The sequence below is a fragment of the Brevibacillus sp. BD137 genome, assembly GCF_041644655.1.
GTDB classification, from domain to species: Bacteria; Bacillota; Bacilli; order Brevibacillales; family Brevibacillaceae; genus Brevibacillus; species Brevibacillus brevis_D.
In genome coordinates this window covers 478,545-490,148 of the sequence record NZ_JAOTNO010000004.1, presented here as the reverse complement: position 1 = coordinate 490,148, position 11,604 = coordinate 478,545, and the positions used below count along the sequence as shown (strand labels likewise).

Sequence of the window (11,604 nt, the reverse complement as noted above, 5' to 3'; positions counted from 1 at the left end):
GCTGGTGCCATGCATTTTAGGTGCAGGCAAATGAACAAAAAAACAGACACGTCACAATCGCGTGTCTGTTTTTTTGTTGGCTACAGGAGCCCTTAGGATAATGCGATCTTCTTCCAGCTCGATTCGCAGCTTGCCGTCCGCCTGAATCGCCTGGAGGTACTCCATTGGGATCTGCAGCCTCCCCACCTGATCAAGCACCGCCAATTCCTCATGTGTGTCCGTGTTAGCTGACTCTTCCAACGAATCGGAAGTGTTTTCTTCCGTTCCTTTTCGCCGCAACAACTCGCTGGACGTTTTCCCATCCCTAATGGCTACGACGCGATCCACTTTTCGCGCCAGCTCCAAATCATGCGTCACGATGACGACGGTTAGCCCAAACGATCGGTTCAGCTCTTGAAACAAATCGAGAATGATAGCTGCCGTTCGAGTGTCTACACTGCCAGTCGGTTCATCTGCCAAAAGCAGCTTGGGATCGTTCGCCAACGCGATTGCAATGGCTACCCGCTGTTGCTCCCCGCCGGAAAGTTCGCTTAGCTTGTTCTTTTTTCGGTGGCCCAGCCCCACCAGTTCCAACAACTCGTGGGCGCGCTCCCTTTTTCGCTTGCCCCGCAAAAGCATTGGCATCTCTACATTTTGCAAAGTAGATAGATAAGGGATCAGATTGCGGGCGTTGTTCTGCCAGACAAAGCCTACGGTCTGCAAGCGGTACTGAACCAATTCGGAAGTCGTCAATCGAAATAAATCAGCTCCCGCGACGGAAAGCTTTCCTGCCGAGGGACGGTCTAGCCCTCCCAGCATGTTCAGAAGCGTTGATTTTCCGCTGCCGCTATTCCCGATGATTCCCATCAGCTCTCCGGTCTCTACCCGCAAATCCAACCCTTGCAGCGCCACCACTTCCAGATCATTTGCCTTGTAGATTTTCACCAAATTTTCGCATACGATCATTTGATTAGTCCTCCCCCAGCTTTACGGCTTGATGGATCTGCATCCGTGACAGCAGAATACCGACGACCCCGATTCCGATAACCAGTGTCACAGCAATGAACGTATAAATGATTTGCTCATCTTGCGGCATCGAAATGACGGTAAAGGGAGGAACTTGCTTATCGGCATGCAAATAGAGACTGAGTGCAGGCAAAAACAGGCTATTTGCCAGTTTGCCAGCTGTCATTCCCATCGCAAAAGCGACGCCAAACGTCAAGAGCTGCTCCCACGCGAGTATGGCAAGAAGCTGTCTGAAGGGCATTCCCATCGCGCGGAACACGCCGTATTGCAATTTTCTGGCTCCAAGTGTAAGCACCCAGTACAACACGTAGCCGATAAAGGTGACCAGCATGGAAAGCAGGAACCCAAGCGTCAGCGATCCGTTCAGCCCCAAATAAAATGCGTTGTTTTTCATCTGGATGACTTGCTGTTTGGCATTATTCAGCAAGGCGAGCTTGACTCCCTCTTGTGACAGACCCTTGTAAAGCGATTCAGAAGACGATCCCTCTTTCATTTTGATCCAAACCTCATACGGCTCCATGCGAATCTTGTCTTGCACGAACGGTAAGTTGGCGACTGCCAAATACTGTTCTTCCACGCTGTTTCCGTATGTGCTTTTTACAGGAGTAGGGTTCCAGCCCGGCCAGTAATCTACGATGGCATACACAATCATTTCAACCCTGCGCGAATCCCCCCAACCGAGCAGAATGGTTTGTCCCTCCACCACGTGCAGTTTGTCAGCGAGGCTGCGAGACAGCAAGAGGGCACGTGGTTCTTTTGCTATCAAATTCAAATAATCGTGGAAGTGATGCGGCAACAAGTCAGACTTCATCCAAGCGGTCTTTGCAAACCCTTTGGGGTCGATCCCCATCAAGGTGATGTCCTTCACAGGATCGCCCTGAAAAGAAGCCTCCGCCAAGCCGTTCACAAAGACTTTTGTTGCATGCTCAACCTCAGGCAGCCGACTGTACATTTCGAAATCCGGCTCTACATACTGAACCGGAGGAGCTACGGGCGCTTGTACCACTTCTGCCCCCTCACCTTCTTCCGCATTCAATCCTCCCCGATAGACCGTTACTTCCGGTTTGTCGCTCTGCCACTCGGCCTTCAAACGAATATCCGCGCCGATTTGGTAACGGATTCTCTCCTCTGCATTTTGATTGATCGTCCGTGCCATGCTTGCACTGAACATTCCTACTGCGACCGTAATCGTCACAAATAGCATGAGAAAATGATACTGCCGTGGAGCTCTCCCTACCTGAACCAGCGTCGTATGCAGAGAAAGCGGGAAGAAGGAACGTCCTGCCCAAAACATCAGACGCAGGAGCCACGGGTACAATCGGAGAAGCAGCAGGCCAAAACCGAGCGAGAACAGAACGGGCACAAAAAAGAGAAGGAAATCGATCGAGACGGCCGAAGCCCCTTCGCTCGTTTTTGCTGCGGTTTCAGCGGCGTTTTGATAGGAATACCATCCATACCACGAGACCGTAAGCAGCAATACGTCTAAAAACAGTCGGTGCCAAATGGCATGTCCACTCATTCTCGCCATGTTTTGCTTGTGCGTGACGATATTTTGCTTGGTTGCCAGAAATACAGAAATCAAAACGAGTGTGATACAGGCAAGCACCATCCACGCAGCATACACGAAAACTTCGCGACTCATGGTGACATCCAAACCTTTGCGATCGACGAATTCGAGAAATCCATTCGAGATGCCAAGTATCTTGCTAAGCTGTATCCCCACAAATGGACCGATCAGAAAAGCGCATAACCCCAAAATGGCGATCTCCATGAAATAAATAGAAAAAATCTGCATTCTGCTGGCTCCCCTGCTGCCCAGCACAGCGATTTCCGTTCGTTGCCTTTCCACAATTAATCCCGATATCATCACGAGATAAATGCCCAGCATAATGAAAATGGGGATGTAGAGCGACCAGAGAATGGTTTTGAATTGCTTCTCTTGCTCATTGTACTTGCCGACGAGATTAGCCGCCGGAAACTGAACGTTGATCTCCGCTTTTTTCAATCCATGCTGTTGCAGCTTCCCTTCAATTCCAGTCACCAATGAATTCAGCTTCTCTGTATCGCTGATCCGAAAGGATTGGTAGTGAAGGGCCGTATACATTTGGCTTGAAATGACCAGATTTTTCTCTTCCAAAAACACACGCCGAAAAAGCCGTTCATCCAATACGAAGCCACTGGAATATTCACTCATCGAAGCAAACCAATAAGGATCGTTCCCCTCTTTTTCCTTGAAAACACCGACCGGCTTGATTCGCACCTTGAGTCCTTCTACCTGGCTCGTGGTCAACTCATACAAGCTACCTAGCACCATCCGGCGGTCCTTTAGCGCTTTTTCCGTTACCAGCGCCTCGTACACGCCATCAACGGGGGTTGCAGCAGGCAAGCGACCGTCAACGAGCGTCATATGCTGCGCAAGTCCACTCAGCGAATAGATCCGCGAGCTGTCGGAACTGAGTGGGCTCTTCTCCTGTATGTTTTCCTGAATGGCATTAAACGGAATGGTCCGCAAAACTGTCACTTCTGCATACACCGGGACATTCAGTTGAGCGATTACTTCGTTTTGCAAATGAGCGGTCATTTCGTCTACAAGAACCGCCCCATTCTCCCCCAGTTTGTTTTGATTGACCGAGATCAGTAAGCCACCAGGGAAGCGCTTCACATTCTTCTGGTATTCCTCCATATCCTTGATCAACATACGTTGAAGTACCCCTGACGTAAACGCCGGTATACTCGATACCAATCCGACAGCGACGACCAGCCCGATCAACAGACTGCCGACCAGCCAGCGGTTATTCATCATTTTCCGCAGGATCATTTGCAGCATCGCCACGACATTGTCCCCCTATTCCAAAATAACCAGTTGGCCTGCCGAAAGACCCTTGCGAATCTCAACCTCCGTCTGGGTCATGATCCCAGTTTCCACGTCCACTTCCTTCTTGCTATTCCCGTCGAGCACCCGGACGTACTTCCTGCCCGATAAATCATGAAGTGCCTTTCTCGGTATAAAAAGCGTCTGATCCTGCTTGTCCACAATCACTTCCATACTGACTCCTGTCCCGATCTCCAGGCCCTTTGGAGGGATTTTCGGTGTAATGAGTAGACTTCTCTGATACAGCTTCGTCAAATCCTCTGGTAAATTGGAAGGGACATGCAGGGGCGTCTGAACAACTGTCCCCTCGCCTTTTTCGCCGTCTTTTCCGGTGAGAATCACTTTCATCCCTTCTCTAACATCTTGCAGCGCCTCTTTCTCGGGCGCGATATACATGACGAACAGCTTGTTCGGGTCGCCTATCGTTACCAACTTTTGATGCGCTTCCACCTCATCTCCCACCTGCCCGTTGCTTGTAAACAGCACGATGCCGTCAAAGGGCGCGGTCAGTTTGGTCTCGTTCCAACGCTGTTGCAGGTTCTTCAGGTCCATCTCTTTTTGCTTCACGTTTAGTCGGGCACGCTCCACCACGTACTGCTGCTTCTTGGGATCCTGTAATTTCGCCAAGTCTAGCTTAACCTTTTCCAATTCGATCTTGGCTAGCTTGGTCTCGTTTACCTTGGCGTTCATCTCTGCCTTCAAAACGTCCAGCTTCGCGGATTCGACTTCGTAGTGATTATCCTGCTGGGCTTCAAGCAGCTCCAGTTTTGCCTTCTCCACTTCATACTTGGCCGACTCGATCTCCCTCTCCATTTCAGCCGCATCCAATTCAGCAAGTACCTGTCCTTTTTTCACCTTATCGCCCCCTTGGACAGAGAACGACTTCAGCCGCAGTCCCTTCGTCTCTGGGAAAGAGAGCTCCGCCGTTTTCACGGTCGTGAAGGAAGCGTTTCCTTTCACACTTTTTACGATTGGCCCTTGTAAAACTTCTGCTACTTCATATTTGATAGGCGACGGCTCTACTAATGGCGGAGCCAGAACCTCCTCCTCCTTAGGGAATAGGGAACAGCCCGTCAACAAGAGGAAAACGCTCAAGTACGCCCATTTTATTTTGCTATTCCTTGATACGACCGTCCTCCAATTCATAGACATCATCCGCCACCTCCATTACACCAGGATCATGTGTCGTCATGACAATGCTCATCGCACCTTCATCGACCAATTGGCGAAACAAACGGCTAATTTGCAGACCCGTTTTACTATCCAGCTCAGCTGTCGGCTCATCTGCCAATAGTAGTGTCGGTCTGTTCGCAACAGCCCTTGCAATCGCACAGCGTTGCTGTTCTCCACCGGACATCTCAAACGGCCGATGATGCGCCCGTTTGGACAGCCCAACGAAATCGAGCGATTCGCGAACACGCTCCCTCCATTCGGCAGCAGGCGCACCTGACAGGCGGAGCCCAAACTCGACGTTTTCAGCGGCTGACATCAGCGGAAGCAAGCCAAACGACTGGAAGATAAAGCCCATGTTCTTTTGCCTGATCCTCGTTCGCTCATAATCCGATAGCTGGCCGATTTCTCGCCCCTGAAAGTACACACTTCCTACCGTCGGACGATCGAGTCCACCCAAAAGGTTTAATAGAGTCGTTTTTCCTGATCCTGATCTGCCTTTTAGTACGAGCAATTTTCCTGATTCTACGCGCATTTTTACACCCGCAAGCGCTCTAATGGCAGCTGCCCCTCTACCAAACGTGCGCTCTACGTTTTTTGTCTCTGCAATGAACGACAAAATGACACCCCCGAATAAATATCTGAAAAATACAATATTTATTTATAGTAACTCAATTAGAAACTATTATTTAATAAAACTGGAATAAATTAAGATAAACAAAAATAAACAACTGACCACTATAACCACTTACAAAAAGAAAAAAGGCAAAACCCTGTGGTTCTGCCTTTTTCTTATTTCCTTTTCGATATTACAAAGCCCCAGAAACGACATTCCCTCGGAACATGACTGCTTGGCGCTTCGCACGGCGTGCAACTGCTTCTGCTGCCGAGGATGCATGAACGAATACGATATCCGCTTCGTCGCCAACATTCGGCCACAGGCGGTTGCCCTCTTTATCCAACGGCGTCTTCCCGCCTGTAATGAAGCCCAGTGCTTGGGACAGGGAACGCTCATCCTGCATGCGGAAGCGCTCAGCCAAGCGGCCTGCTTTTTCCAAGCTGTCGCCTTGACCAAATGGCGACCAGTGATCGGTAATACTGTCGTCTCCGAGGGAAACAGACACGCCTTTCTCATGCAGCAATGGGATTGGAATTGTTCCTCTGTTCACTGGTACAGTGGAAGTGATCGAAATGCCCAAGCCAGCTAGCATTTCTGCTACTTCCCCTGCTTCTTCCAGGCTGATGTCAGCAAGGGAGTTGGCATGGCTGATGGTAACGCGACCTTGCCACCCTGCTTCTTCGGTCATTTTGGCCAGACGTTTGAATGTAAACACCCCGAGATGATCTGGATCATGCAAGTGAACGTCGATAGGTGCATTCGCTTCGACTGCCAGCTCAAAAATGGTTGCGAGCGATTTCTCGATGTTTTGATCCACTGTCGCCGGGTCTACACCACCAACGTAGGTCGCGCCCATCTTCAAGGCTTGGCGGATGTTTTCCACTTGGTTGCTTCGCAAAAGACCTTGCTGCGGGAAGGCAACGACCTCGCACTGCAATCTACCGCTAAATGTCTCCAGTGCAGCCATGGTCGCTTCCAGGTTTTTGAGTCCGATGTACGGATCGATATTACAATGGGAGCGAATATGGGTGGAGCCTGCGGACAGCAGCAATTCCAGCATTTTTTCTGCGCGCTCTTGTGCTGTTGGCAACAGCTTCGGCATGAGCTGGCTCTCTTCTTCCAGTCGACCCAGGATGCTTTTTACTGGCGTCACGGCTTTCCAAGGGCCACCATAGTACGTTTTATCGATGTGGATGTGCATATCCCTGAATGACGGCAATGCCAATAGACCGCTGGCATCCTTCGTTGGCAGCTCGGTTTGTGGAGCTGCGCCACTCACAATCTGTGCAATTCGTCCGTCTTCGATTAATAGATGCGCCACTTCAGTATCTGTAGCAACCACCTTGTCATTTTCTTTGCGGTATCCGCTCTCCAAGCGGACGTTGGTAATCCAATAGGCTGTAGACATCTATCCATGACATCCTTTCTATTTAAAAGTAGTACTACCACTCACCTGTAACCCGGTTGCCTTGGAAAAGAACGACCTTGCGCTTCGCACGTCTCGCAACTGCTTCTGCTGAACATGTCGCTTCGACCGCCATCAGGCTCGCCTCATCGCCAACCAATGGCCACAGGCGATTCCCGGTTTCATCGAGAGTGATCCGCCCCTCTGTCACAAAGCCGAGTGCTACGCCTAACGATCTTTCATCCGTCAAGCGGAAGCGTTCAGCCAATCGTCCTGCTTTTTCCAACAGGTCTCCACTGCCAAAGGGGGTCCAGTTGTCTGTCAGGCTATCGTTGCCGAGCATGACGGCTACGCCTTCTTGATGCAGCAACGGAATCGGAATAGTCGGGCGATTGATCGGAACGGTCGATGCGATGGAGATGCCAAGCGAGGCTAGGCGTTGCGCCATCTCTCTGGCTTCTTCCTGCGAAACATCGCCCAATCCCATCGCGTGACTAATCGTGACACGTCCCTGCCAACCTGCCTCTTCCGTCAGAGCAGCAAGACGCTTCATCGTAAATACTCCGAGATGCCCTGGATCATGCAAATGCATGTCAATGTCGGCATCCGCTTCTACAGCCACCTCTAGCATCGTTTGCAGGGAACGTTCGATGTCGCCATCTACTCCACCCGGATCGACGCCGCCTACATGAGTGGCGCCTTGACGCAGTGCCTCACGTACCGTGTCGCGTGCTTGTGTCCGCAGCATGCCATAATGCGGGAAAGCAACGATTTCGTGGGAGACGCGGTCTGCATAAGTCTCAAACGCACTTTTCATTCCTTCCAAAAACCCTAGCCCAACCTGTGGGTCCACATGACAATGCGTTCTTACATGCGTAACCCCTGTTTCCACCAGCAGCGAGAGAATATTTTCTGCTCCTGTCTGTGCCTGCTTGAGATACATCGGCAACAGCCCTCTGTCCTCAGCATGGCGTTCGAACAAGTTTTTTACGGGAGTTGTTGCCTTCCATGGGCCGCCGTAATACGTTTTTTCTAGATGAATGTGCTTCTCGGCCATAGACGGCAAAATCAGTAAGCCCTTCGCGTCCTTTTTAGGCAGCCCATCCTCCAAAATTTCACTAGAAGGGACAATGCGTGTGATTTTTCCATGCTCAATGAGCAAATCGCACAGCTCTGTCCGCGTTCCACTGATCACGCCTTCTTCCCAGTCATACCCGATTTCCAATCGAGCGTTGACGATCCAATAAGGAGAAGATTTCACCGGCTTTTCCCCCCTCTTAAACGTTCACTTCTTCCACTTGACCAGAAGCGAGGTTGCCTTTGAAGAATACAGCGTGTCGATCTGCACGGCGTGCGATCGCTTCTGCCGAGCAGGTCGCATCCACGAGGATCAGGCTCGCGTCTTCCCCTTGTACAGGCCACAGCTGTGTTCCATTGGCATCCAGCGTCGTTTTGCCCCCTGTGATAAAACGCAGCGATTGAGACAAAGACAGCTCGTCCAGCCAACGATTGCGTTCTGCCAGTCGCCAGAGGCGCTCCAGTACATCGCCATTTCCGTAAGGCTGCCATGTGTCAAAAATGTTGTCGCAGCCGACCGCAACGTCTACACCATTGTGGTGCAGTAGCTGAACAGGTGGGATCACGCGACTAAATGGCACGCTGGTGATAATCGTAATGCCTGCTTCCCGCAGGATCGTCGCCATCTCTTCAGCTTCTTGCACGGAGATGTCTCCGAGCGCAAACGCATGGCTGACTGCCACGCGGCCTTGCCAGCCAGTGTCTACGGTCATAGCTGCCAATCGCTTCATCGTGTAGGTCCCCAAATGGCCTGGGTCATGCAAATGCAAGTCCACACCTGCGTTTGCTTCTACCGCCAGCTCCATCATTTGATGCAAGGATTCTTCTATATCGCCATCTACATTAGCTGGGTCTACACCCCCGACATGAGTCGCACCTTGGCGCAACGCCTCACGCAAGAGTGCTTTTGCATCTGTACGCAACAAGCCATGCTGCGGGAATGCCACGATCTCGTAGGTGACTCGATCCGCGTAGGATGCTAATGCTGCTTTTACTGATTCCAAATTGGAGATGCCCACTTCCGGGTAAATGTCCACATGTGTACGCACGTGTGTCGAGCCATAGGACAAGAGGATCTCCAACAGATTCTCCGCACGCTCTTGTGTCGTTGACGGCAATCCCGGCAGTGTACGCTTTTCAATTTCGCAGCGTTCAATGATATTAGATACAGGAATGACAGCCCGCCATGGCTCTCCCTGAAGCGTCTTGTCCAAATGAACATGCTTCTCTACAAAAGATGGGAGTGCCAATAAGCCTTTTGCATCCTTTTGCAAAATACCGTCTGTAAGCTTCTCTGTCGCTGATACAATACGCGTGAATTTTCCGTCTTTAACCAAAATGTGAAACAAGGATGCCTCTGTCCCCGTGACGACACCGTTTTCCCGACGGTAGCCCGTCTCCAAACGAACATTGGTCAACCAATAGGTAACGCCCATCCATTATCCACCCTCTCTTTGTCTCTCTCCATTCCTTTCTCCCCCATTATCTAGGAAGCCGAAAGACTTGATTTGCACAATCTTTACGTCTATTTTCACTATTTTTACGACTTGTTCAAATTGCCTTTACTTCGTACATTTTTCTGATAACTTTGACGTAAGCAAAGGAGGGGTTACACCATGAAGGTTAAGATCGCACCAACCAATCAAGCTCTTCCGCCGAAAGCAGCGGTTACACGCCCTAGCAGATGGCGGACTTTTTACAGGAAACTACGAAAAAACAAACTCGCCATGGTAGGCGGCTGTATCGTGATTTTTTACATCGCGATTGCCCTGCTGGCACCTTTTATCGCTCCCCACGATCCATATGAGATTGACTTGGTTAACAAGTTGAAACCACCATCTTCTGAACACTGGATGGGTACCGATGACAAAGGTCGGGATGTACTGAGCCGTCTTTTATACGGAACACAGCTCTCGATGTCCGTCGGATTTGTCGCCGTCTTTATTGGTGCATTTTTCGGAATTATTCTCGGCTTATTATCCGGTTACTACGGCGGCTGGGTAGATACGATCATCTCCCGTATCATCGATGTCCTCCTCGCCTTCCCGGGAATCCTGCTTTCTCTAGCCATTGTCAGTGCCTTAGGGCCGAGTCTGTTTAACGTTATGATCGCCGTTGGTATCTTCTCGATTCCTGTATTTGCACGGATCGTCCGCGGCTCTACTTTGACGGTGAAAAAACTGGAGTACATCGATGCGATCCGCTCACTCGGTGCCAATGACTTCACGATTATCTTTCGACACATTTTTCCAAACATTTTGTCTCCTATTATCGTACAGGCAACGATGCGCCTTGCTACCGCGATTCTTTCCGCCGCTGGCCTTTCGTTCCTCGGACTGGGAGCACAGCCTCCTCTGCCGGAGTGGGGCGCCATGCTCAGTAACGGACGCGACTTCTTGTTTACCGCTCCGCATCTGGCCATGTTCCCTGGTTTCGCTATTGCAACTCTTGTTCTCGGCTTCAACATCTTTGGGGACGGCCTCAGGGACGCTCTCGATCCACGAATGAAACAATAGGAGGGAATGCTACATGTTTGTTTACATTACTCGTCGCCTGCTGCAAATGATTCCCGTCCTGCTCGGTGTCGTTCTGGTCGTCTTTTTGATCATGCAAATGGTTCCTGGCGACCCGGCAGTATTGCTTGCTGGTGAAGGCGCTTCTGCAGAAACGATTGCGAAAATGCGTACACAGCTCGGCTTGGATCAGCCGATTATGGTTCAATACGCACAATATGTCGTCAACGTGTTCCAAGGCGATCTTGGGACATCACTTCGCTCCAACCTCCCCGTGTGGGATGAGATCATGGCACGCTTGCCTGCTACTATTGAGCTCGCCGTTGCCAGTATTTTTGTAACGGTTGTCCTCGGAATGATCGCAGGGATCATCTCTGCTACCAAGCAATACTCTGCTGCTGATATTACGATCATGGTTATTGCCTTGCTCGGTGTATCCTTGCCAAGCTTTTGGCTCGGTTTGAGCTTGATCTACACGTTCTCCGTCAAGCTGCAACTCTTCCCGGTCGCAGGCTGGGGCACCTGGAAGCACATGGTTTTGCCAGCGATCACACTCGGTACCGCCGGAGCTGCTATCGTTGCTCGTATGACCCGCTCCAGTATGCTCGACGTCGTACGTCAGGACTACATCCGCACAGCAAAAGCAAAAGGCTTGCGTGAAACAGTCATCATCTACAAGCATGCTTTGAAAAACGCCTTGATCCCGATTATTACCGTCGTTGGCTTGCAGTTCGGTTTCCTTTTGGGCGGTACGGTTCTCGTAGAATCTGTCTTTGCCATCAACGGCTTGGGTCGTCTGATCGTCGATGCGATTCGCATGCGTGATTTACCTGTCGTGCAAGGCGGCGTACTGATCGCTTCCATTATCTTCGTGTTTGTGAACCTGCTCGTCGATGTATTGTATCGCTACTTCAATAAACGAATTGATCTGAACTAAGGAGGG

Annotated in this window: 9 protein-coding genes; 2 read left to right on the top strand and 7 right to left on the bottom strand. The window is 50.7% G+C overall.

Annotation, left to right across the window (positions count from 1 at the left end):
• Positions 1 to 51 precede the first annotated feature (51 nt).
• From ODZ53_RS12290 to ODZ53_RS12260, 7 genes are all read right to left on the bottom strand, one after another.
• On the bottom strand, positions 52 to 945 hold the full coding sequence (locus tag ODZ53_RS12290; RefSeq protein WP_372677332.1) for an ABC transporter ATP-binding protein: 894 nt from the start codon (positions 943 to 945) through the stop codon (positions 52 to 54).
• A 4-nt stretch (positions 946 to 949) separates the two neighbouring features.
• Entirely contained in the window at positions 950 to 3,832 is a 2,883-nt protein-coding gene (locus ODZ53_RS12285; protein WP_372677424.1) for an ABC transporter permease, read from the bottom strand.
• A gap of 18 nt (positions 3,833 to 3,850) precedes the next feature.
• Positions 3,851 to 5,032, bottom strand: coding sequence for an efflux RND transporter periplasmic adaptor subunit (locus ODZ53_RS12280; RefSeq protein ID WP_372677330.1), 1,182 nt, complete (start codon positions 5,030 to 5,032; stop codon positions 3,851 to 3,853).
• Entirely contained in the window at positions 4,992 to 5,666 is a 675-nt protein-coding gene (locus ODZ53_RS12275; RefSeq protein ID WP_372677328.1) for an ABC transporter ATP-binding protein, read from the bottom strand. The genes ODZ53_RS12280 and ODZ53_RS12275 overlap by 41 nt, the downstream gene beginning before the upstream one ends.
• 190 nt (positions 5,667 to 5,856) lie before the next feature.
• Complete coding sequence (locus ODZ53_RS12270; RefSeq protein WP_372677326.1) at positions 5,857 to 7,074, bottom strand: amidohydrolase family protein; 1,218 nt, start codon at positions 7,072 to 7,074, stop codon at positions 5,857 to 5,859.
• A 34-nt stretch (positions 7,075 to 7,108) separates the two neighbouring features.
• Entirely contained in the window at positions 7,109 to 8,332 is a 1,224-nt protein-coding gene (locus tag ODZ53_RS12265) for an amidohydrolase (RefSeq protein WP_372677324.1), read from the bottom strand.
• Between the two features lie 16 nt (positions 8,333 to 8,348).
• Positions 8,349 to 9,584, bottom strand: coding sequence for an amidohydrolase (locus ODZ53_RS12260; protein ID WP_372677322.1), 1,236 nt, complete (start codon positions 9,582 to 9,584; stop codon positions 8,349 to 8,351).
• A 180-nt stretch (positions 9,585 to 9,764) separates the two neighbouring features.
• On the opposite strand from ODZ53_RS12260, the gene nikC reads away from it, so the two are divergent.
• Together nikC and nikB are read left to right on the top strand one after the other, a co-directional pair.
• Positions 9,765 to 10,664, top strand: a complete 900-nt coding sequence (nikC, locus tag ODZ53_RS12255; protein WP_372677320.1) for a nickel transporter permease — start codon at positions 9,765 to 9,767, stop codon at positions 10,662 to 10,664.
• A 13-nt stretch (positions 10,665 to 10,677) separates the two neighbouring features.
• Positions 10,678 to 11,598, top strand: coding sequence for a nickel ABC transporter permease (nikB, locus tag ODZ53_RS12250; protein ID WP_012685285.1), 921 nt, complete (start codon positions 10,678 to 10,680; stop codon positions 11,596 to 11,598).
• Positions 11,599 to 11,604: the final 6 nt, after the last annotated feature.